Genomic DNA, 21713 nt, shown 5'->3' with positions numbered 1-21713 from the left:
GCTCAGCATTCCCACTCGGAACGGCTGAACAGGTAGCCTTTGCCCCACACGGTCTTGATCTTGCGCGCCTCGCCGGCGTGGTCGTCGAATTTGCGCCGCAATTTGGAGATCGCCACGTCCACCGAACGGTCGGTGCCGTTGAATTCGATGCCGCGCAGGCGTTGCAGGATCTGGTCGCGGCTCAATACCTCACCGGCATGCCGGGCCAGCACCACCAGCAGGTTGTACTCGCCGCTGGACAGCTCCACCAACTGCTCGCGCCAGGTCACGGTGCGTTCGGACAAATCGATGCACAGGTTGCCCATCAGAATGCGGTCATTGGCGGTTTGCGGCTCGCTGAGACTGCTGCGGCGCAACAGGGTCCGCACCCGGGCCAGCAGCACCCGCGGCTCGCACGGTTTGGTGACGTAGTCGTCGGCGCCCATTTCCAGGCCCAGGACCTGGTCGTGGCTGTCGTCGCGGGCGGTGAGCATCAGGATCGGCAAAGTCGCCGAATCGGCGCGCAGCAGGCGACAGACCTGCAAGCCGTCGAGGCCGGGCAGCATCAGGTCAAGGATCACCAGGTCCGGTGGATTGAGCCGCGCACGCTCGCGCACATGATCGCCGCGACCGATCACGCTGACGGAATAACCGTTGCGCTCCAGGTAGCTGGCAATCAGTTCGGCAAGGGCGGTGTCGTCTTCGACCAGGAGGATGTTGGGCATGGGGTGTTTCCAGAAAGAGCTGTGGCGCCTGCCCCTGCCTCATCGCGGGCAAGCCCGCTCCCACAGGGATTTGATGTGGACACAGCCTCTGTGAACAGCACTGACCACTGTGGGAGCGGGCTTGCCCGCGAAGGCGGCCTGACAGGCGCAATAAAATTCAAGGACTGAAGGATATACGCCCTCACTCGTCTCTGAGTAAAACCCTTACACAATTTCACACAGCACCAACAAAGCTTCACCGCTAACCTCGCTGGCGCCCAGTAGGATGCTGGGGGTCTTTATTGGGGTATGACATGTCGAAAAATCTGCTTGCCAGGCTCGGCCTGATTGCACTGGCGATGGCACTGGCTGCGTGTGACAAATCCTCGAACGCCGAGGAACAGGCGCCACTGGCCACGGTCCGCATCGAAACCATCGAAGCGCGGCCACTGACCATCAGCAGCGAACTGAGCGGGCGGATTGCCGCACCGCGCATCGCCGAAGTGCGTGCCCGCGTGGCCGGCGTGGTCTTGCAGCGGACCTTCCGTGAAGGCAGTGACGTGAAACAGGGCGATGTCCTGTTCCACATCGACCCGGCGCCGTTCAAGGCTGACCTGGACAGCGCCGAAGCGGCATTGCGCAAGGCCGAAGCCAACGCGTTCCAGGCCCGGTTGCAGGAGCAACGCTACGCCCAACTGATCGACGACAAGGCCATCAGCGGCCAGGACTATGACAACGCCCGGGCCAACGCACGGCAGACCGCCGCCGACGTCGCGGCCAGCAAGGCTGCGGTGGAGCGCGCCCGGTTGAACCTCGGCTACGCCACTGTCACCGCGCCGATTTCCGGGCGTATCGGTCGCGCGCTGGTCACCGAAGGCGCGCTGGTCGGGCAGAACGAAACCACGCCGCTGGCGCTGATCCAGCAACTCAACCCGATTCATGCCGACCTGACCCAGTCCACCCGCGAGCTCAACGAACTGCGCCGCGCCTTCCGTTCCGGACAGTTGCAGCAGGTCGGCCAGGGCCAGGCGAAGGCCACGCTGATCCAGGATGACGGCAGCCTCTATCCGTTGCCCGGCAAAATGCTGTTCAGCGACATCTCTGTCGACCCGGGCACCGGCCAGATCATCCTGCGCAGCGAGTTCCCCAACCCCGACCTCGACTTGTTGCCCGGCAGTTTCGTGCGCGTACGCCTTGAACAAGCGGTCAATCAGCAAGGCATCAGCGTGCCGCAACGTGCCATACAGCGCGACAGTGCCGGCATCGCCCAGGTGCTGCTGCTCGACGCCGAACAACGCGTCGGACAGCAACCGGTCGAGCTGGGGGCGGTGCAGAACGATCGCTGGATCGTCACCGGCGGCCTGAAAGCAGGCGACCGCATCGTCATCGAGGGCCTGCAGCACGCCCGCCCCGGCGAGAAAGTGCAGATCGACAACACCCCTCTTCCACTTGCCCAGGTGACTGGCCAGTAAGCAGGACGCTTTTTTATGCCGCAGTTCTTTATCGACCGCCCGGTGTTCGCCTGGGTGGTTGCCCTGTTCATCCTGCTGGCCGGGGCGCTGGCCATTCCGCAACTGCCGGTGGCGCAATACCCCGATGTGGCGCCGCCGCAAATCGAAATCTACGCCGTGTACCCGGGCGCTTCGGCACAAACCGTGGACGAGAGCGTGGTCAGCCTGATCGAGGAAGAGCTCAACGGCGCCGATCACCTGTTGTATTTCGAATCCCAGAGCAGCCTGGGCAGCGCCACCATCAAGGCCACTTTCCAGCCGGGGACCAACCCGGAACTGGCGCAGGTGGATGTGCAGAACCGCCTCAAGGCCGTGGAATCGCGTCTGCCGCAAGCGGTGATCCAGCAAGGATTGCAGGTGGAGAAAGTCTCCTCCGGATTCCTGTTGTTGATCACACTGACGTCCAGCGACGGCAAGCTCGACGACGTGGCGCTCAGCGATTACCTGGCGCGCAACGTGATGAACGAGGTCAAGCGTCTGGACGGCGTCGGCAAGGCGCAACTGTACGGTGCCGAACGGGCGATGCGGATCTGGATCGACCCGCAGAAACTGCTCGCCTTCAACCTGACGCCGGCAGACGTCAACGCCGCCATTGTCGCGCAAAACGCCCAGGTCTCGGCGGGCAGCATCGGCGACCTGCCGACCCGCACCAGCCAGGAAATTACCGCGACCATCCTGGTCAAGGGCCAGCTGTCGACCCCCGAAGAGTTTGCCGACATCGTGCTCAAGGCCAACCCGGACGGTTCGACCGTGCGCATCAGCGATGTGGCCCGGGTCGAGATCGGTAGCCAGGAATACCAGTTTTCCACGCGCCTGAACGGCAAGCCGTCCACCGCCGTCGCCGTGCAGTTGTCACCCGGCGCCAACGCGCTGAACACCGCGACCCTGGTGCGGGCGAAGATGGACGAACTCAAGCGCTACTTCCCGGCGAACGTGGAGTACTCGATTCCGTACGACACCTCCCCCTTCGTCAAGGTCTCGATCACCAAAGTGGTCTACACGCTCTTTGAGGCGATGCTGCTGGTGTTCGCGGTGATGTTCCTGTTCCTGCAGAACATCCGCTACACGCTGATTCCGACGCTGGTGGTGCCGGTGGCGTTGATGGGCACTTTTGCGACAATGCTGGCGCTGGGGTTTTCGATCAACGTGCTGACCATGTTCGGCATGGTGTTGGCCATCGGCATTCTGGTGGACGACGCCATCGTGGTGGTGGAGAACGTCGAGCGCATCATGGCCACCGAGGGTTTATCACCCAAGGCAGCCACGCGCAAGGCCATGCAGCAGATCACCGGGGCCATCGTCGGCATCACCCTGGTGCTGGTCGCGGTGTTCATTCCGATGGCGTTCATGCAGGGTTCGGTCGGGGTGATCTACCAGCAGTTCTCGCTGTCGATGGCCACCTCGATCCTGTTCTCGGCCTTCCTCGCCCTGACCTTGACCCCGGCCCTGTGCGCGACATTGCTCAAGCCGATTTCCCAAGGCGAACACCACGAAAAGACCGGGTTCTTCGGCTGGTTCAACCGTCGCTTCGAACAACTGACCGACCGTTATCAGGGCTGGGTCGCCTATGCGTTGAAACGTACCGGGCGCTACCTGCTGATCTACGGCGTGTTGCTGATCGGCCTGGGCCTGGCCTTCAGTCGCCTGCCCTCTTCGTTCCTGCCGGTGGAAGACCAGGGCTACACCATCACCGACATCCAGTTGCCGCCGGGCGCAAGCAAGAACCGCACGGTGCAGGTGGCCGAGCAGGTTGAAGCGCACAACGCCGGCGAACCGGGCATTCGCGACAGCGTGGTGATTCTCGGATTCAGCTTCTCCGGCAGCGGGCAGAATGCGGCGCTGGCATTCAGCACGCTCAAAGACTGGTCCGAGCGCGGCAGCGACGACTCGGCCGCCTCGATTGCCGACCGGGCCAACATCGCCCTCAGCCAGATCAAGGATGCGGTGACGTTTGCCGTACTGCCGCCGCCTGTGGATGGCCTGGGTACGTCCAGCGGATTCGAGTTCCGGTTGCAGGATCGTGGTGGTCTCGGTCATGCACGGCTGATGGAAGCGCGCACCGACTTGCTCGCGGCCGCCGAAAAAAGCCCGATCCTGATGAATGTCCGGGAAAGCGCCCTGGCCGAGGCACCGCAGGTGCAACTGATCGTCGACCGCAAGCAGGCCAACGCGCTGGGGGTGTCCTTTGCCGACGTCGGCAATGTGCTGTCCACGGCGGTGGGCTCGGCCTACATCAACGACTTCCCCAATCAGGGGCGGATGCAACGCGTCGTGGTACAGGCCGAGGGCGATCAACGCAGCCAGGTGGCCGACCTGCTGAAAATCCACGTGCGAAACACCCACGAAAAAATGGTGCCGCTGTCGGCCTTCGTGCAGGCCAAATGGACCCAGGGCCCGGCACAGTTGACCCGCTACAACGGCTATCCGGCGATCAGCATTTCCGGTGAACCGACGCCGGGCCACAGCACCGGCGAGGCCATGGCCGAAATCGAGCGCCTGGTGGCGCAAGGCCCGGCAGGCCTGGGCCAGGAATGGACCGGGCTGTCATTGCAGGAACGGCTGTCCGGCAGCCAGGCGCCGATCCTGTTGGGGCTGTCGCTGCTGATCGTGTTCCTCTGCCTGGCGGCGCTGTACGAAAGCTGGTCGATCCCGACCTCGGTGCTGCTGGTGGTGCCGCTGGGTGTGCTCGGCGCGGTGCTGGCCGTGACCTTGCGCGGGATGCCCAACGATGTGTTCTTCAAGGTCGGGTTGATCACCATCATCGGCCTGTCGGCGAAGAACGCGATCCTGATCATCGAGTTCGCCAAGAGCCTGTACGACGAAGGCCATGACCTGATCGACGCGACCCTGCAAGCGGCACGTTTGCGGTTGCGGCCGATTGTCATGACCTCGCTGGCGTTCATCCTCGGCGTGGTGCCCCTGGCGATCGCCACTGGCGCCAGTTCCGCGAGCCAGCAGGCCATCGGCACCGGGGTGATCGGCGGGATGATCACGGCGACCCTGGCCGTGGTGTTCGTGCCGGTGTTTTTTGTGGTGGTGATGAAGCTGGTGCGCAGGCGCCATAAAGACCTATAGCTGACACCACCGATTACCTGTGGGAGCGAGCCTGCTCGCGATGAGGCCAAAACATTCAACATCACTGTTGGCCGTTATACCGCCATCGCGGGCAAGCCCGCTCCCACAGGGAATCCCGGTGATTTCAAGATTGTGCTCACCTGGGCTAAGGTGATTGCACAGCCCCGACCCATCGAGCCTCCATGCCTTACCTCACCCACACCCACCCTCGCCTGTCCGCTGCCGCCACACTTGGCATCGCAGTGGGCATTCTGGCTCCGGCCGATTCGATCATTGGCAAGATTCTTTTCGGCTGGAATGCCGGGGTCTGGACTTACCTGATCCTGATGTCCTGGCTCGTCGTGCGTTCGAAAGCGACTGATGTGAAACGCATTGCCGAAATCGAGGACGAGAACGCCGGGCTGGTGCTGTTCGTGGTGTGCGTTGCGGCAATTGCCAGCCTGGCCGCCATCACCCTCGAACTGGCCGGCGGCAAAGACCTGGAAACCACCCGCAAACTGCTGCACTACGGCTTCACCGCGTTGACGGTGATCGGCTCCTGGTTGCTGATCGGGGTGATTTTCAGCGTGCACTACGCACGGCTGTTCTACACCTGGGAGGGCAAGGAGCCGGCGCTGCGATTTGCCGAAGGGTTGACCACGCCCAACTACTGGGACTTCCTGTACTTCTCATTCACCGTCGGCGTGGCGGTCCAGACCTCCGATGTCGGCGTAGCAACCCGAGGTTTGCGCAAGATCGTGCTCGCGCAGTCGCTGATCGGCTTTTTGTTCAACACGGCGATACTGGGGTTTTCGATCAACATTGCCGCCGGGTTGTTCAGTTGACGGCTGCACAAACGTTCTAGTCAGCGCTTCGGTGCCGGGGTTAAATGACTCGGGAACCCGTCCCACAGGTGCTGTATGCCCCCTCACAACTGGATCGACCTGGCCCAGGACGCCGACACCGGCATCGAGACCCTGCGCGCGCATTTCGAAGGTCACGCCTACGACCCGCATTGGCACGACAGCTATCTGGTGGGTGTCACCGAGCAAGGGGTCCAGCAATTCAATTGCCGCCGGGCGAGACACCAGAGCACACCGGGCAAGGTGTTTTTGCTCGAACCCGGTGACATCCATGACGGCGAAGCCCCGACCGAGGACGGTTTCACCTACCGCATGCTGTACCTCGACCCGCAGTGGCTGCAGCGTGAACTGACTGCCGTGTTCGACAACGCCCCCGACAACAGTCAATTGAGTTTCGCCAACACACTGGCCTGCGACACACGACTGGCCCAGGCCACCAGCCTGGCCTTTGAAACCCTGCATCACGGTGAGCTGAAGATCGTCCGCCAGACCGCCCTCGATGCCTTGCTCGAACGCCTGACCAGCCATTTGCACTGGCGAGCCCGTTATAGCGAAGACCCGCGCTTGCCCTTGGTTGCGCAGAGGGCGCGGGAGTATCTGCACGCCAATGCGCAATACGACATCGGCCTGGACCAGTTGGCCGTCGCCACTGGCGTCGATCGCTTTCGCCTGACCCGCGCGTTCAAGGCCGCCTATGGCATGGCACCCCACGCCTATCTGGTGCAATTGCGCCTGGCCACGGCCCGACGACTGCTGGCACGGGGCGAGCAACCGGCAACCGTGGCCATGGCACTGGGTTTTGCCGATCAGAGTCATCTGGGACGCTGGTTCGTGCGTGCCTATGGCCTGACGCCCGCGCTGTACCGCAAGCGCTGCTCAAATCTTCCAGACAGGTAATGCCGCGGATTGTGAAGATCCACTTCACTGATCTTCAGCGGAATTTGCCTGCGATGTTTAGCTCTTTCCCGACCTTTGTTCCCTTCCTGCTGTTTGCCTTCGTGGCCGCCATCACCCCCGGCCCGACCAATATCCTGGTGCTCAGCAACAGTGCCCGCTATGGGCTGTCGGCCGCCATACCGATCATCCTGGGTGCCGGTGCCAGCGCGGCGACCCTTGTACTGGTGGTCGGCACTGGGGTGGGTTCGTCGTTGACCACTTTGCCTGGCGTGCAAATCGCGATGCAGTGGCTGGGCGTAGCGTGGTTGAGTTACCTGGCCTGGCAGATTTTCAGCGCCCCCGCCGTCGACGTCACGGCGCAGGACACTGGCGCACGACTCGGGTTGATGGGCGCTGCCAGCCTGCAACTGATCAACCCGAAAACCTGGATGATGGCGCTGGCAGTGGTCAGTGTGTTCGCTGGAGGCGGTGAACATCGCCTGATCCATGTGGTGTATCTGTCGCTGGCGTTTTTCCTGATTTCCCTGCCGTGTCTTGGGGTCTGGGCTCTGCTGGGCGCTGGCTCCACACGCTGGTTGCGCGCGCCCGGTGCAATGCAACGTTTCAACCGCTGCATGGCCCTGCTGCTACTGGTCTCAGCGTGGTTGAGCGTGCTGCCTTGAGCGCCAGCCGTCGGTCATGTTCCGACAATTCGTCATTGGAGGCTTGACGGCGAAATGGCTTTTGGTGTCTTCTGAAACCGGTTTCAGCGCTATCTGAAAAAGCGCAGGCCCTATAAATCCAATAAGAAGGTTTCAGCCCGTGAACGACTTCTCCGCCGCCCAGCGCAGCCGCGTGACCATGCTCGACGTGGCCGAACACGCCAAGGTCTCGAAGGCCAGCGTTTCGCGGTTCATCGGCGATGATCGCGCTTTGCTTTCCGATGCGACTGCCCGGCGCATCGAGCAGGCGATCGCCGAATTGGGCTATCGCCCCAACCAGATGGCTCGCGGCCTCAAACGCGGGCGGACCCGCCTGATCGGCATGCTGGTTGCCGACATCCGCAACCCTTACTCGATAGCCGTGATGCACGGGGTGGAAACCGCCTGCCGCCAGCATGGCTACAGCCTGGTGGTGTGCAACACCGACCGCGACGACGAGCAGGAACGCCAGCATCTGGCACTGCTGCGCTCGTACAACATCGAAGGCCTGATCGTGAACACCCTCGGTCATCACCGCGACGAGTTGCACGAACTGCACCGGGAAATGCCCCTGGTGCTGGTGGACCGCAAGGTCGCGCACCTTGAAAGCGACATGGTCGGGCTGGACAACCCGGCAGCCGTTGAAATGGCCCTTGCTCACCTTGAGGAGCGCGGTTATCGCGATGTGCTGCTGGTCACCGAACCGTTCGATGGCACCAGTTCGCGGATCGAGCGGGTCGCCAGCTTCAAGGCACAAATCGAACAGCGACCGGCGCTTGCCGGCACGCTCATCGAAACCGGTAGCGAGCTCGCCGCGAACATCAGAACCTTTCTCGATGCACCCGGCCCCGGTCCGAAAGCGCTGTTCTGCGCCAACGGCATCGCGGCGCTGGCCAGCACCCATGCGCTGCGTGAACTCCAGTGCAATCTGTTTGAAGACGTCGGCCTGATCGCCCTCGATGACCTGGACTGGTACCCGTTGGTAGGCAGCGGTATTACCGCCCTCGCCCAGCCGACCGAGGAGATGGGTGCCAGCGCGTTCGAGTGTTTGCTCAAGCGGCTGCGCGGGGATGACGGGGCGGTGCGGACGCTGGACTTTTCGGCGCGGTTGATTGTGCGGGGGTCGACCCGTGGTTTTTCTCGGTGAATGTTCCGACGCCTTCGCGGGCAAGCCCGCTCCCACAGGAATCTTTGGAGTACGCAACACTTGTGAACGATAAAGGACACTGTGGGAGCGGGCTTGCCCGCGAAGAGGCCCGAAAGATCACCACCTATTTTTTTGAACAAAAATGAAACCGGTTTCAGAGGTAAAACAACAATGAACAAACCCGCCGTTTCCATCAGCCTGTCCAGCTACGGCGCCGATCTGGTCCGTCAACTCGGTCAGGGCAGTTTCATCGAAATTCTCGCTGCAGCCAGTGCCACGCGCATCGAATGGCGCGAAGAACTGCTGACCGGCGAAGACCCGGTGCAACTGGCCGATGAGGCTCAGGCCAAGGGGTTGCAGAGCGTGTATTCCTCGCCAACGGAACTCTGGCTGGCCGGACAATCGAAACCCAATCCGGAGCTGATCCATGCGCTGCAACGTGCCCAAACCTTTGGCGCCAAATGGCTCAAGGTGTCGCTGGGCTATTTCACCGACAACAACGATTTGCACACCCTCTCCCGAATGCTGAGGGACACTGCCGTGCAGTTGCTGGTGGAGAACGACCAGACCCTGTACGGCGGGCGCATCGAACCTTTCCAGCGCTTTTTCAGCGAAGTCGAGCAGCACAACCTGCCGATCAAAATGACCTTCGACATCGGCAACTGGCTTTGGCAGGACCAATCCGCCGCCAGCGCTGCGCGATTGCTCGGCCGTCACGTCGGTTACGTGCATTGCAAGGCAGTGGCGCGACGCGCCGACGGCAAACTGGTCGCGATACCACCCACGGCCAATGACTGGCAGGCGTGGGAACTCCTGCTGCGCCACATGCCCCAAGGCGTGATGCGCGCGGCGGAATACCCGCTGCAGGGCGAAGACCTGGTGCAACTGACCCGCGAACACGTCACCGCCCTCGCCCATCTGGGCCAGTCGCAGCTGGAGAGCGCTCATGTCTGAGATCGATATTCTGTCGTTCGGCGAAACCATGGCGATGTTCGTCGCCGAGCACGCTGGCGATCTGGCCGACGTCGACGCCTTCCACAAACGCATTGCCGGCGCCGACAGCAATGTCGCCATCGGCCTGTCGCGGCTCGGCTTCAAGGTGGCGTGGCTGAGCCGGGTCGGCGCCGACTCTTTGGGGCGCTACGTGATTGGCACGCTGGAGAAAGAAGGCCTGGATTGCCGCCACGTCGACATCGACCCGGCGCACCCTACAGGTTTTCAGCTCAAGTCGCGCACCGACGATGGCAGCGACCCGACCGTGGAGTACTTCCGCCGGGGCTCGGCGGCCAGTCATCTGTCGCCGCATTCCATTGTCCCCGAACTGCTCAAGGCCCGGCACCTGCATGCCACCGGCATTCCCCCGGCGCTGTCGGAGTCGGCACGGCAAATGTCGTTCGAATTGATGACCCGTATGCGCGACGCCGGGCGCAGCGTGTCCTTCGACCCGAACCTGCGCCCGAGCCTGTGGGCCAGCGAGCGACAGATGATCACCGGGATCAACCGCCTCGCCGCCCTCGCCCACTGGGTGTTGCCGGGGTTGAGTGAAGGTCGCTTGCTCAGCGGTTTCGAAGACCCGGCCGACATCGCCGCCTTCTACCTCGACCAGGGCGTCGAGGCCGTGGCGATCAAGCTTGGCCCACACGGGGCGTATTACCGCACGCAGCTGGATGAAGGCTTCGTCGCGGGCGTGCCCGTGGAGACGGTGGTCGACACCGTAGGCGCCGGTGACGGGTTTGCCGTCGGCATGATCAGCGCACTACTGGAAAACCACAGCATCGCCGACGCCGTGAAACGCGCCAACTGGATTGGCAGTCGGGCGGTGCAGAGTCGGGGGGATATGGAGGGGTTGCCGACCCGGCCTGAAATGGCTAGCGAATTTGAGGCCGTCTTCGCGAGCAGGCTCGCTCCCACACTGGACCGGATTCCAACGTAACGCCTCTGTGGGAGCGAGCCTGCTCGCGAAGAGGCCCGCATAAGCAATGAAGATCCAAACCGTTACCTGCTGCGACAAAAACAACAAGCTCAGGAGCACCACCATGAAAACCGCAACACTCGCCACCCGCCGCTGGTGGTACATCATGCCCATCGTGTTCATCACCTACAGCCTGGCGTACCTTGACCGCGCCAACTACGGCTTCGCCGCCGCCTCCGGCATGGCCGCCGACCTGATGATCACCCCCGGCCTGTCGTCGATGCTCGGCGCGCTGTTTTTCCTCGGCTACTTTTTCTTCCAGGTACCCGGCGCGATCTACGCCCAGAAACACAGCGTGAAGAAGCTGATTTTCGTCAGCCTGATCCTTTGGGGTGGCCTGGCAACCCTGACCGGGATCGTCTCCAACGCCTACTGGCTGATCGTCATTCGCTTCATGCTCGGCGTGGTCGAGGCGGCGGTAATGCCGGCGATGCTGATCTACCTGTGCCACTGGTTCACCCGTGCCGAACGCTCACGGGCCAACACCTTCCTGATCCTTGGCAACCCGGTGACCATGCTGTGGATGTCGGTGGTCTCGGGCTACCTGGTGCAGCATTTCAGCTGGCGCTGGATGTTCATCATCGAAGGCTTGCCGGCGGTGCTCTGGGCGTTTATCTGGTGGCGCCTGGCCGATGATCGCCCGGCCCAGGCCAAGTGGCTCAGCGACCAGGAAAAGCTCGACCTGGAAAGCGCCCTGGCGGCCGAACAAGTCGGCATCAAGGCGGTAAAAAACTACGCTGAAGCCTTCCGCTCGCCGAAAGTGATCGTCCTGGCCTTGCAGTTCTTCTGCTGGAGCATCGGTGTCTACGGCTTCGTGTTGTGGCTGCCGTCGATCCTCAAGGCTGGCGCGCAGATGGACATGGTCGAGGCCGGCTGGCTCTCGGCGCTGCCGTACCTGGCGGCGGTGATCGGCATGCTGCTGGTGTCCTGGGGCTCGGACAAATTGCAGAAGCGTAAACGTTTCGTCTGGCCACCACTGCTGATCGCCTCGATTGCCTTCTACGGTTCCTACGCACTCGGTGCCGAGCACTTCTGGTGGTCCTACACCCTGCTGGTGATTGCCGGCGCCTGCATGTACGCACCTTACGGGCCGTTCTTCGCGATCATCCCGGAAATCCTCCCGGCCAACGTCGCCGGTGGCGCCATGGCGCTGATCAACAGCATGGGCGCCCTCGGTTCGTTTGGCGGTTCCTATCTGGTCGGCTACCTGAACAGCTCCACCGGCTCGCCCGGCGCTTCCTACCTATTGATGAGCGGCGCGCTGATGTTCTCGGTGCTGCTGACCCTTTTTCTCAAGCCCGGCGCCAGCGATCGGGAGCGGCCCACGGCCACGGTAACGCGCACTGCCACGGCACATTCCTGAATTGAAGCTGAGATCTCAAAGATGAAAAAGCAAGTCGTCCTGTACAAGAAACTCTCGCCGCTGCTGATGGCTCGCCTGCACGAGCAGACCGAAGTGACGCTGATCGAAAACCTCGATGCCTCGGGCCTGGCCAAGCTGCGTGATGCCCTGCCCCGTGCCCACGGCTTGCTGGGTGCCAGCCTGAAACTGGATGCCGAACTGCTCGATCTGGCCCCCAGCCTTGAAGCCATTGCCAGCGTTTCGGTGGGTGTCGATAACTACGACATCGACTACCTGACCGAGCGGCGCATCTTGCTCAGCAACACACCGGATGTATTGACGGAAACCACCGCTGACACTGGCTTCGCGCTGATCCTGGCAACGGCCCGGCGCGTAGTGGAATTGGCCAACATGATTCGCGAAGGCCACTGGACCCGCAACATCGGCCCCGCGCATTTCGGCAGCGACGTGCACGGTAAAACCCTGGGCATCATTGGCATGGGCCGCATTGGCGAGGCACTGGCCCAGCGCGGGCATTTCGGTTTCGGCATGCCGGTGATCTATCACAGCCAGTCACCGAAACCCGCGGTGGAACAGCGATTCAATGCGCAGTACCGCAGCCTGCCGGAACTGCTGCAACAGGCGGATTTCGTTTGCCTGACGCTGCCGCTGACCGCCGGAACCGAAGGCCTGATCGGTGCAGCACAGTTCGCCCTGATGCGTCCCGAGACCATCTTCATTAATATTTCACGGGGCAGAGTGGTAGATGAAGTGGCGCTCATTGAAGCCTTGCGTGCGGGCCGGATTCGCGCAGCCGGGCTGGATGTATTCGAACGCGAACCGCTGAGCCTGGACTCGCCGTTGCTGCAGTTGAACAACGTGGTGGCGACTCCGCACATCGGCTCGGCGACTCATGAAACACGGGAGGCCATGGCCAGATGCGCGGTGGACAATCTGTTGGCGGCGCTGGCGGGTGAGCGACCGGTGAATCTGGTGAATGTCGGGGCGTGGAAGGGCTGAGGTATTCGGCGTCTTTCAGGCACGCCGCGCCTCCAGCAAATCCGTCGCACAGCGTACGATCCGCCGACACGCATCTGCCAGTTTCGGCCGGTCAACCACCAAGCCGATGCGGATATGCCCCGCCGCACTCGGCCCGAACGCTTCACCGGCCAAAACCGACACGCCATAGCCTTCCAGCAACCGCTCGGCGAAGCGCTGGGCCGACAACCCGGTCTGGCGCACATCGACCATCACGAACATGCCGCCATCCGGGCGAATCGGCCTGAGGCCCTGACATTGGCCCAGGCTTGCACACACCAGATCACGACGCTGGCGATACTCTTCGCGCATCGAGGCCACTTCCGGCAGGTCGCGGTCCAGCGCCAATTGCGCGGCGTTCTGCACGAAATCCGGAATACCGAACAACATGCTGAGCGACAGATTGACCAGGTGCCCGGCCATGGGTTTGGGCCCGACCACCCAGCCCACCCGCCAGCCGCTCATGGCGTGGGACTTGGACAGGCTATTGATCGTCGCCGTCCGTTCGGCCATGCCCGGCAGACTTGCCGGACTGATGTGCTCGCCCTCGTACAGCAGATCGCTGTAGACCTCGTCACTGATCAGCCACAAATCATGACGAATGCACAGCGCCGCCAGATCTTGCCAGATGGCCAATGGCAAACTGGCGCCGGACGGATTGTTCGGACTGTTGAGCAGGATGGCGCGTGTTTTTGCCGTGATCCGGGCCGCGACATCCACCGGGTCGACGCGAAACCCGTTCTGCGGGCGCACGGGCACCGGGACCACGGTGGCCGCACAGGCGCCGATCACGCCTTCATAGGTCACGTACATCGGCTCGGCGACAATCACTTCGTCGCCCGGATCGAGCAGGCATTGCGCCACCGAATACACCGCGCACTGCGCGCCCGGAAAAACGATCACATGTTCGGCATCCACCACCTGACCGCTGCGGTGCCGATGCCGGCGGGCAATGCTGTCGCGCAGCCCGCGGCTGCCGCGCACTTCCGGATAGTGCGTATCACCGGCCAACAGGCTGGCGATGGCGGCCTGGACGATGGGTTGCGGCGTATCGAAGTCAGGGTCGCCAATTGACAACAGCAGGACGTCGACGCCCTGTTCGCGCAATTGCAGCGCTCGATCGTGAATCTGCCAGGCCGCCGCTCCGTCACCGGCGATTCGTTGGGTCAAGGCTGAATAGCGCATGTCTGTCTCCTGTCGCGCGGGTGCTCCCAGCCTCAACCCTATCTCAAATCACGAAACGCGCCACCATGGCGTTCAAATCCACCGCCAGGCGCGACAATTCGTGGGTCGCGGCGCTGGTCTGATTGGCACCGGCGGCGGACTGGGTAGCAAGGTCGCGAATGTTCACCAGATTGCGATCCACCTCGCGGGACACCTGGGCCTGTTCTTCGGACGCACTGGCGATCACCAGGTTGCGTTCGTTGATCAAGTGGATCGACTGGGTGATCTGTTCCAGGGCAATGCCGGCGGCGCGGGCCATTTCCAGTGTGGTCTGGGTGCGTTGATTGCTTTGTTGCATCGACGACACGGCCTGGCCAGTACCGTTCTGAATGCCGGCGACCATTTTTTCGATTTCCTGGGTCGACTGTGCCGTGCGATGGGCCAGCGCCCGCACCTCGTCGGCGACCACGGCAAATCCGCGCCCGGCTTCACCGGCCCGGGCAGCTTCGATGGCGGCGTTGAGCGCCAGCAGGTTGGTCTGTTCCGCGATGGCGCGGATCACGTCGAGCACTTTGCCGATGTCACGGCCCTGGGTCGCCAGGCCTTCAATCATCAATGCCGTGTTCTGCACGTCACGGGTCATGGTCTGGATCGCATCGACGGTTTCCACCACACGGTCATGACCTTCCCGGGCAGCCTGGGTCGACTGGTTCGAGGCTTCGGAGGTGGACACCGCATTGCGCGCCACTTCTTCCACGGCCGCGGTCATTTCATTGACGGCGGTGGCGGCCTGTTCGATCTCGTTGTTCTGCTGTTGCAGGCCGCGGGACGCTTCCTGAGTGACGGTGCTCAGTTCTTCGGCGGCGGCTCCCAGTTGGGTAGCGGAACCGGCGATCTGCTCGATGGTTTTGCGCAGGCTGGTCTGCATGCTGGACAAAGCGCCAAGCAAGCGCGCCGGCTCATCCTTTCCGTCCACTTCGATGGCATTGGTCAGGTTGCCCCCGGCGATGGTTAGGGCGGCTTGCAGCGCGCGGTTGAGCGGCGTGACGATGCTGCGGGTCAGCAGCAATGCCAACAACACGGTCATCAGCGCCGCGATCACCGCGACCACAATGATGCCCGTGATAGCGTTGTTGTATTGCTCGCCCGCCTCGGCCAACGCGCGCTGGGCATAGCCGGTATTGAGGGCCACCAGTTTGTTGAGCTGCTCGCCCATCTGGTCGGTGCCGTCCTTGATCCGCGTGTTGATCAGGCTGCGCATCTCATCGAGCTTGTTTGCACGCGACAGCTCCATCATCTGGCTCTGGGCCTGCATGTAGTTGTCGAGGGTGGCGGTGAAGGTCTTGTACAGCGCGGCTTCTTCCGGTTGGGCGGGCAGCGCGGCATAACTTTGCTGGGCACTTCGCAGTTTGTCGGTGAGCACGCCGATACGGGTCTGGGCTTCCTGCAACGCGGCCGGGTCACGGTTGACCAGGATGCGGAACGAGAGGATGCGCATGCGCAGGACGTTTTCGGTCATGTTGCCCAGGAAGCCGACACTGGGCAGTTGCGTGGCTCCCATGTCCACAGAGGCCTGGCGGATGATACTCATGCGATTGACGGCAAACACACCCAGCACGATGACCAGCAAGGCAATGAAGGCAAACCCCAGGAAAGCTCGAGGCGCGATGTTCAGATGGCGCAGGGACATAGGACGATACTCGGGTGGTTGAGGCTTCGAGCGTCCTTGCCATGATCACTGGCGGGCAGGCGTTGAGGCGCGCCGTTCAGTCGGGCGACACTGTTTTTACAGGTGTGTGTGCGCCTGATCGTTGTATCGGCAGGGCTTGAGGATTTTTGCGGGGGGTTGGCAGAAATATTTTTTGCCTACTGCAGGAGCGAGCTTGTTCGCGATGGACTTCAACGATGACGCGGGATGCCTGGTTGAACTGGGCGTCCTCATGTTCATCGCAAGCAAGCTCGCTCCTACAAAACGCGGCTGTGTTCAGGGTCTATGCGAGGCCACTCGCCAGACGCGGGCGATATCGCTCGCCCGCTCGCGCAGCAATTGCGGTGCTTCGCTGCAGGCCTGGGCCAGGGTCATCGGCCCACTGGCCAGGGCGAACGCGGCGTCGATGCCGTGTTCGTACAGCGTTTGATAGCCCTCGCCCAGGGTGCCGGCGATGACGATCACTGGCACGCCTTGTTGCCGGGCAATGCGCGCCACACCAAAAGGTGTTTTCCCGCGCAGGGTCTGGGCATCGAAACGGCCTTCACCGGTGATGACCAGATCGGCGTTTTGCACTGCGTCGGCCAAGCCAACCAGCTCGGCGACCACTTCAACACCCGCCTTGAACTGCGCACCGAGAAAGGCCTTGGCCGCAAAGCCCAGACCACCCGCCGCACCACTGCCCGGCTCATCACGCACATCCTTGTTCAGGACGTTGGCGCAGTGATCGGCAAAGTGCCCGAGGGCGTGATCCAGTAGCTGAACCTGTTCAGGCGTAGCGCCTTTTTGCGGGCCGAAAATCGCTGACGCGCCGTGGGCGCCGCACAGCGGATTGTTGACGTCGGCGGCGATGTCGAAACGCACCTCGGCCAGTCGCGGATCGATGTCGCTCAGATCGATGCGGAACAGCTGGGCGAGCGCCAGGCCACCCGGTGGCAAGAGCTGGCCTTGCGCATCGAACAGCTTCACGCCCAAAGCCTGCACGGCCCCGGCGCCGCCGTCATTGGTGGCGCTGCCGCCAATGGCAAGAATCACCCGTTGTGCGCCGGCATCCAGTGCAGCGCGGATCAACTCACCGGTGCCGAAGGTGCTGCTGATACAGGCATCACGCTGATCCACCGGGACCAACTGCAAACCGCTGGCCTCGGCCATTTCGATGATCGCGGTGTGGCTCTGCGGCAACCAGCCCCAGGCGGCATCCACCATGGCCCCCAGCGGCCCGCGAACCACGGTGCGGCGCAGTTCGCCTTCGCACGCGGCGAGAATCGACTCGACAGTCCCTTCCCCACCATCGGCCATCGGGCATTTGATCAGTTGGGCATCAGGCCATACCTGTGCCAATCCCAATGCAATGGCGTCGGCCACGCCTTGAGCGCTGAGGCTGTCCTTGAACGAATCGGGGGCGATCACGATTTTCATGGGAATTCTCCAGTTCCAATGCCACCCATGCTGCCAGCCGCCCTGCACAATAACGCCGGGCCGCTGCACAAGCGGTATCGGGAATTATTGTTCATTTCCACAAAACCCGTTGCAGACGTTTCACCTGTAGGAGCGAGCTTGCTCGCGATGGAGGGTAACGATGACGCGGGAAATCAGACTTACCGCGGCGCCCTCTGGTTTTTCGCGAGCAAGCTCGCTCCTACAGGGGGATTTTGTCGCTCACGAAATTGAGTCTGACTCGGGCAGCAGTTGCACGCCAAGGTACAGCGCGAGCATGCCGTCGAGACGCAATGGATCAACCCCGCTCAGCTCGGCAATCCGCTCCATGCGATAACGCAGGCTGTTGCGATGGATGCCCAGCGCATCGGCGCAAGCCTGACTCTGGCCGTCGTGCTCGCACCAGCTGCGCAGGGTCGCCAGCAGTTGGCCGTTGTTGTCCTTGGCGATGACCTTGCGCAACGGGTTGAGCAATTCGTCGAGAGCATCGTCGTTGCGGTGGCGCCAGAGCATCACCGGCAAACGAAAGCGGTTGAGGGTCAGCAACCTCGAGCGGGGCAATACATCGCGCCCGTAGGCCAGCAAGTCGCCGACCCGACGGTAACAGCGGCGCAACCCCGCCAGCCCGTCGGCTTGCCCACCCACGGCGATACGCAGGATGTTCCAGCCCAGGCCGTCAAGTTTGTCCAGCAAGCGTTCGTTCTCGACCGACTGGCTGGCCGGCCGGCACCAGAGCAATGAAGTTTTGGCCGAGCTCACGCACCAGCTATCAGGGTAGCGCGAGGTGAGCCAGGCGCTGAGTGCTTCGGCGGTTTGCCCCGGTCCATGCTCCATGCCCAATTCGAACAGGTATGGCACACGGGTTATCTGTGGCTTGAGCCCCAGCTGTTGCGCCTCGTCGATCAGGCGGGGCGAACTTCCTGCGTCACTGAGCAGCAACGCCAGCAGATCGTCGCAACGCTGGCGCCGCCATTGCTGTTCGGCCTGCTGATTGCGCTGGCCCACCAGCATCTCGGCGGTCATGCGTACCAGTTCGGCGTAGGTGCGCAACTGCTCAGGTTCGCCGGTGATGCCCAACACACCGATCAAACGCTCATCGAGCAGCAGAGGCAGGTTGATGCCCGGCTGCACGCCCTTGAGATGAATCGCCGTCTGTGCGTCGATCTCAACCACCCGGCCGTTGGCCAGGACCAGTTGCGCGCCTTCGTGCCGGGTGTTGACGCGCTCCGGCTCGCCGCTGCCCAGGATCAGCCCCTGGCTGTCCATGACGTTGACGTTGTACGGCAGAATGGCCATCGCCCGGTCGACGATATCCTGGGCCAGGTCGTGATCGAGTTCGAACATAGCGCGGATCCTTGAAACAGTGGTGGAACGGGTTGTTCACCCGCACAGGCCTTGGTGGCAAACCCTGTGCTCAGGCACAAAGACAGCAGCCACGAGGGTGACCGAGACTCTCAGGGCGATCAACGTTACCCTTTGCATCGCAAAAAATCATAATAAAGAGAGAGCCGCCATGTCACAGAGCGCCGTAGCGTCCCAGGCCATCGCTGACGATAAAAACGCCGTCTACAAACGCATTACCCTGCGTTTGATCCCCTTCATTTTCATCTGCTACCTGTTCAACTACCTCGACCGGGTGAACGTTGGATTTGCCAAGCTGCAGATGCTCGATGCACTGAAGTTCAGCGAAACCGTGTACGGCCTCGGTGCCGGCATCTTCTTTATCGGTTACGTGCTGTGCGGCGTGCCAAGCAACCTGGCCCTGACCCGATTCGGCCCGCGACGCTGGATCGCGCTGATGATGATCACCTGGGGCACGCTGTCGACCTGCCTGCTGTTCGTCACCACGCCGACCGGGTTCTACACCTTGCGCCTGTTCACCGGCGCGGCCGAAGCCGGGTTCTTCCCGGGCGTGGTGCTGTACCTCTCGCAGTGGTTTCCGACCTTCCGTCGTGGCCGCATCATGGCGCTGTTCATGTCGGCGATCCCGGTATCCGGCCTGCTTGGCAGCCCGTTCTCCGGCTGGATTCTCAATCACTTTGCGGCGGGCCAAGGTGGTTTGGCGGGCTGGCAGTGGATGTTCCTGTTGCAAGGCATTCCGACGGTGATCCTCGGTGCGCTGGCTTATTTCCTGCTCAGCGACAGTTACGCCAATGCGAAATGGCTGACCCCGTTCGAGCGTTCGGTGCTGGAAGCCGACCACGCCGAGGACCTGGCCAACAAACCGAAAACCACGACCGATTCGCTGCTGGCGGTGTTCAAGAACCCGGCGATCTGGGCCTTCGGCCTGATCTACTTCTGCATCCAGAGCGGCGTCTACGCGATCAACTTCTGGCTGCCGTCGATCATCAAGAACCTGGGCTTCAGCGATAACCTGGTGATCGGCTGGCTGAGTGCGATTCCGTACCTGCTGGCAGCGTTGTTCATGTTGTTTGTCGGTCGCTCGGCGGACCTGCGCAAAGAGCGCCGCTGGCACTTGGTAGTGCCGATGTTGATGGGCGCGCTGGGGCTGCTGATCGCGGTGAACTTTGCCGCCAACCCGGCCATCGCGATTCTCGGCCTGACCATCGCCACCATGGGCGCCCTCACCGGCCTGCCGATGTTCTGGCCGGTGCCGACCGCCCTGCTCAGTGCCGGCGCGGCTGCCGGTGGCCTGGCGCTGATCAACTCGATGGGGCAAATGGCCGGTTTCCTCAGCCCGTACCTGGTGGGCTGGGTCAAGGACAGCACCGGCTCGACCGATGCCGCGCTGTACCTGCTGGCGGGTGTGATTATCTGCGGTAGCTTGCTGGCGCTGCGCATGACCCGGACCCTGCGCGCCTGATCAACGAAGTACCCATGTGGGAGCGGGCTTGCTCGCGAAGGCGTTGTATCAGGCAGCCTGATAGTGACTGACACACCGCTTTCGCGAGCAAGACCGCTCCCACATTTGGCTCTGCGGTGTTAAATAAATCAGTTTGCCCCCAGTGGTTGTTCTGGTATCTGATTGAGCCTTTCCCACCGGTAAAAGGATTTGCTCATGAGCTATCGCACACTGGGTCATTCGGGCCTGCAGGTGTCCACCCTGACCCTGGGCACCATGATGTTCGGCGAACAGACCAGCCCCGAGGACTCCCTGCGCATCATCGACAAGGCCTGGGACCAGGGCATCAATTTCATCGACACTGCCGACGTGTACACCAACGGCCGTTCCGAGGAGATCGTCGGCGAGGCCATCGCCAGCCGCCGCCACGAATGGGTGCTGGCGACCAAGGTCGGTTTCGGTCCCGTGGACGGTATCCCCAACCGCAGCGGCCTGAGCCGCAAGCACCTGTTCAACGGCATCGATGCCAGCCTGACACGCCTGGGCACCGACTACCTCGACATCTATTACCTGCACCGCGAAGACCACAATACGCCGCTGGAAGTGACGGTATCGGCCATTGGCGATCTGATTCGCCAGGGCAAGGTCCGCTATTGGGGCCTGTCGAACTACCGGGGCTGGCGCATCGCCGAAGTCATCCGCGTCGCCGACAAACTGGGCGTTGACCGGCCGGTGATCAGCCAGCCGCTGTACAACATCGTCAACCGCCAGGCCGAAACCGAGCAGATCACGGCTGCGCACAATTACGGTCTTGGCGTGGTGCCCTACAGCCCGCTGGCGCGGGGGGTGCTCAGCGGCAAGTACGCACCGGACGTGAAGCCGGACGCCAACAGCCGCGCCGGGCGGGCAGACAAGCGCATCCTGGAAACCGAATGGCGCGTCGAGTCCCTGCGCATCGCCCAGCAAATCCAGCAATACACCCAGGAACGCGGCACAGGCATTGTCGAGTTCGCGATTGCCTGGGTGCTGAACAACAGCGCCGTTACTTCAGCCATTGTCGGGCCGCGTACCGAAGCGCAGTGGGATGCCTACACTAAGGCTCAAGCGGTGAAGATCACGGTCGAGGATGAGGCGTTCATCGATTCGCTGGTAACGCCGGGGCATGCGTCGACACCGGGGTTCAATGACGTAAGCCACTTTGTGTCTGGCCGCAGACCATTTCCACTGTAGGAGCGAACTTGCTCGCGATGGTGGTCAACGATAACGCGGGGAGCCTGCATGCCCGCGGTGTCTGGTCGTACATCGCGAGCAAGCTCGCTCCTACAGGGTGTGTGTTGGAAATATTGATCATCTGGCCAATATTCAGCACAAAAACCACGTATCCTCCGCAGCCCGTTTTTCCTTCAACTTCGCG

At 62.4% G+C, this 21713-nt stretch carries 17 protein-coding genes; 12 read left to right on the top strand and 5 right to left on the bottom strand.

Going from position 1 to position 21713, the window contains the following annotated elements; translation table 11 throughout:
• Positions 1-2 precede the first annotated feature (2 nt).
• Positions 3-704, bottom strand: a complete 702-nt coding sequence (locus ACLD1X_RS18720) for a response regulator transcription factor (protein WP_007985461.1) — start codon at positions 702-704, stop codon at positions 3-5.
• 293 nt (positions 705-997) lie between these two features.
• Here ACLD1X_RS18720 and ACLD1X_RS18715 point away from each other — a divergent pair, with 293 nt between their 5' ends.
• From ACLD1X_RS18715 to ACLD1X_RS18670, 10 genes are all read left to right on the top strand, one after another.
• Positions 998-2155 (top strand): efflux RND transporter periplasmic adaptor subunit, encoded by a 1158-nt coding sequence (locus ACLD1X_RS18715; protein ID WP_429370148.1) that lies wholly within the window; start codon positions 998-1000, stop codon positions 2153-2155.
• Between the two features lie 15 nt (positions 2156-2170).
• The gene (locus ACLD1X_RS18710) at positions 2171-5269 is read left to right on the top strand and encodes a multidrug efflux RND transporter permease subunit (protein WP_429370146.1); all 3099 of its coding nucleotides are present in this window, start codon (positions 2171-2173) and stop codon (positions 5267-5269) included.
• A 182-nt stretch (positions 5270-5451) separates the two neighbouring features.
• Positions 5452-6093, top strand: a complete 642-nt coding sequence (locus tag ACLD1X_RS18705) for a DUF1345 domain-containing protein (protein WP_429370144.1) — start codon at positions 5452-5454, stop codon at positions 6091-6093.
• 75 nt (positions 6094-6168) lie between these two features.
• The gene (locus ACLD1X_RS18700; protein WP_429370142.1) at positions 6169-7008 is read left to right on the top strand and encodes an AraC family ligand binding domain-containing protein; all 840 of its coding nucleotides are present in this window, start codon (positions 6169-6171) and stop codon (positions 7006-7008) included.
• Positions 7009-7061: 53 nt separating this feature from the next.
• Positions 7062-7670 carry a LysE family translocator gene (locus tag ACLD1X_RS18695; RefSeq protein WP_429370140.1) on the top strand — a complete coding sequence of 203 codons (609 nt, stop codon included), beginning with the start codon at positions 7062-7064 and terminating at the stop codon, positions 7668-7670.
• A 139-nt stretch (positions 7671-7809) separates the two neighbouring features.
• The gene (locus ACLD1X_RS18690; RefSeq protein ID WP_429370137.1) at positions 7810-8835 is read left to right on the top strand and encodes a LacI family DNA-binding transcriptional regulator; all 1026 of its coding nucleotides are present in this window, start codon (positions 7810-7812) and stop codon (positions 8833-8835) included.
• A gap of 171 nt (positions 8836-9006) precedes the next feature.
• Positions 9007-9789 carry a sugar phosphate isomerase/epimerase family protein gene (locus ACLD1X_RS18685; protein ID WP_429370135.1) on the top strand — a complete coding sequence of 261 codons (783 nt, stop codon included), beginning with the start codon at positions 9007-9009 and terminating at the stop codon, positions 9787-9789.
• Positions 9782-10768 (top strand): sugar kinase, encoded by a 987-nt coding sequence (locus ACLD1X_RS18680; RefSeq protein WP_429370133.1) that lies wholly within the window; start codon positions 9782-9784, stop codon positions 10766-10768. Before ACLD1X_RS18685 ends, ACLD1X_RS18680 begins: the two co-directional genes overlap by 8 nt.
• Before the next feature lie 103 nt (positions 10769-10871).
• Positions 10872-12170 (top strand): MFS transporter, encoded by a 1299-nt coding sequence (locus ACLD1X_RS18675; RefSeq protein WP_429370131.1) that lies wholly within the window; start codon positions 10872-10874, stop codon positions 12168-12170.
• 21 nt (positions 12171-12191) lie between these two features.
• Positions 12192-13169 carry a 2-hydroxyacid dehydrogenase gene (locus ACLD1X_RS18670; RefSeq protein WP_429370129.1) on the top strand — a complete coding sequence of 326 codons (978 nt, stop codon included), beginning with the start codon at positions 12192-12194 and terminating at the stop codon, positions 13167-13169.
• Between the two features lie 15 nt (positions 13170-13184).
• On the opposite strand, the gene ACLD1X_RS18665 is transcribed toward ACLD1X_RS18670, so the two are convergent.
• The 4 genes from ACLD1X_RS18665 to ACLD1X_RS18650 form a co-directional block, all read right to left on the bottom strand.
• A complete protein-coding gene (locus ACLD1X_RS18665; protein WP_429370127.1) occupies positions 13185-14372 on the bottom strand; it encodes a pyridoxal phosphate-dependent aminotransferase in 1188 nt (395 codons plus the stop codon).
• A gap of 43 nt (positions 14373-14415) precedes the next feature.
• A complete protein-coding gene (locus ACLD1X_RS18660) occupies positions 14416-16041 on the bottom strand; it encodes a methyl-accepting chemotaxis protein (protein WP_429370125.1) in 1626 nt (541 codons plus the stop codon).
• Between the two features lie 294 nt (positions 16042-16335).
• Entirely contained in the window at positions 16336-17478 is a 1143-nt protein-coding gene (locus ACLD1X_RS18655; RefSeq protein ID WP_429370123.1) for a glycerate kinase, read from the bottom strand.
• A 240-nt stretch (positions 17479-17718) separates the two neighbouring features.
• Positions 17719-18840: a sugar diacid recognition domain-containing protein gene (locus tag ACLD1X_RS18650; protein ID WP_429370121.1), complete on the bottom strand. Its 1122-nt coding sequence runs from the start codon at positions 18838-18840 to the stop codon at positions 17719-17721.
• Positions 18841-19009: 169 nt separating this feature from the next.
• Between ACLD1X_RS18650 and ACLD1X_RS18645 the strand changes: the two genes are divergently transcribed.
• Both ACLD1X_RS18645 and ACLD1X_RS18640 read left to right on the top strand, forming a co-directional pair.
• Positions 19010-20320: an MFS transporter gene (locus tag ACLD1X_RS18645; RefSeq protein WP_429370119.1), complete on the top strand. Its 1311-nt coding sequence runs from the start codon at positions 19010-19012 to the stop codon at positions 20318-20320.
• 195 nt (positions 20321-20515) lie between these two features.
• Positions 20516-21529, top strand: coding sequence for an aldo/keto reductase (locus tag ACLD1X_RS18640; RefSeq protein WP_429370117.1), 1014 nt, complete (start codon positions 20516-20518; stop codon positions 21527-21529).
• Positions 21530-21713 lie beyond the last annotated feature (184 nt).

It is taken from the genome of Pseudomonas sp. 18173 (assembly GCF_050432945.1).
Taxonomy (GTDB): domain Bacteria; phylum Pseudomonadota; class Gammaproteobacteria; order Pseudomonadales; family Pseudomonadaceae; genus Aquipseudomonas.
The sequence above is the reverse complement of the archived record's forward strand: the minus strand, read 5'-3'. Positions and strand labels throughout refer to the sequence as shown.

Coding starts and splice junctions, on each gene's coding strand:
- ACLD1X_RS18715 (WP_429370148.1), top strand. CDS start 998: ATGTCGAAAAATCTGCTTGCCAGGCTCGGCCTGATTGCACTGGCGATG.
- ACLD1X_RS18705 (WP_429370144.1), top strand. CDS start 5,452: ATGCCTTACCTCACCCACACCCACCCTCGCCTGTCCGCTGCCGCCACA.
- ACLD1X_RS18675 (WP_429370131.1), top strand. CDS start 10,872: ATGAAAACCGCAACACTCGCCACCCGCCGCTGGTGGTACATCATGCCC.
- ACLD1X_RS18695 (WP_429370140.1), top strand. CDS start 7,062: ATGTTTAGCTCTTTCCCGACCTTTGTTCCCTTCCTGCTGTTTGCCTTC.
- ACLD1X_RS18670 (WP_429370129.1), top strand. CDS start 12,192: ATGAAAAAGCAAGTCGTCCTGTACAAGAAACTCTCGCCGCTGCTGATG.
- ACLD1X_RS18650 (WP_429370121.1), bottom strand. CDS start 18,840: ATGTTCGAACTCGATCACGACCTGGCCCAGGATATCGTCGACCGGGCG.
- ACLD1X_RS18645 (WP_429370119.1), top strand. CDS start 19,010: ATGTCACAGAGCGCCGTAGCGTCCCAGGCCATCGCTGACGATAAAAAC.
- ACLD1X_RS18660 (WP_429370125.1), bottom strand. CDS start 16,041: ATGTCCCTGCGCCATCTGAACATCGCGCCTCGAGCTTTCCTGGGGTTT.
- ACLD1X_RS18685 (WP_429370135.1), top strand. CDS start 9,007: ATGAACAAACCCGCCGTTTCCATCAGCCTGTCCAGCTACGGCGCCGAT.
- ACLD1X_RS18655 (WP_429370123.1), bottom strand. CDS start 17,478: ATGAAAATCGTGATCGCCCCCGATTCGTTCAAGGACAGCCTCAGCGCT.
- ACLD1X_RS18665 (WP_429370127.1), bottom strand. CDS start 14,372: ATGCGCTATTCAGCCTTGACCCAACGAATCGCCGGTGACGGAGCGGCG.
- ACLD1X_RS18680 (WP_429370133.1), top strand. CDS start 9,782: ATGTCTGAGATCGATATTCTGTCGTTCGGCGAAACCATGGCGATGTTC.
- ACLD1X_RS18640 (WP_429370117.1), top strand. CDS start 20,516: ATGAGCTATCGCACACTGGGTCATTCGGGCCTGCAGGTGTCCACCCTG.
- ACLD1X_RS18700 (WP_429370142.1), top strand. CDS start 6,169: ATGCCCCCTCACAACTGGATCGACCTGGCCCAGGACGCCGACACCGGC.
- ACLD1X_RS18720 (WP_007985461.1), bottom strand. CDS start 704: ATGCCCAACATCCTCCTGGTCGAAGACGACACCGCCCTTGCCGAACTG.
- ACLD1X_RS18710 (WP_429370146.1), top strand. CDS start 2,171: ATGCCGCAGTTCTTTATCGACCGCCCGGTGTTCGCCTGGGTGGTTGCC.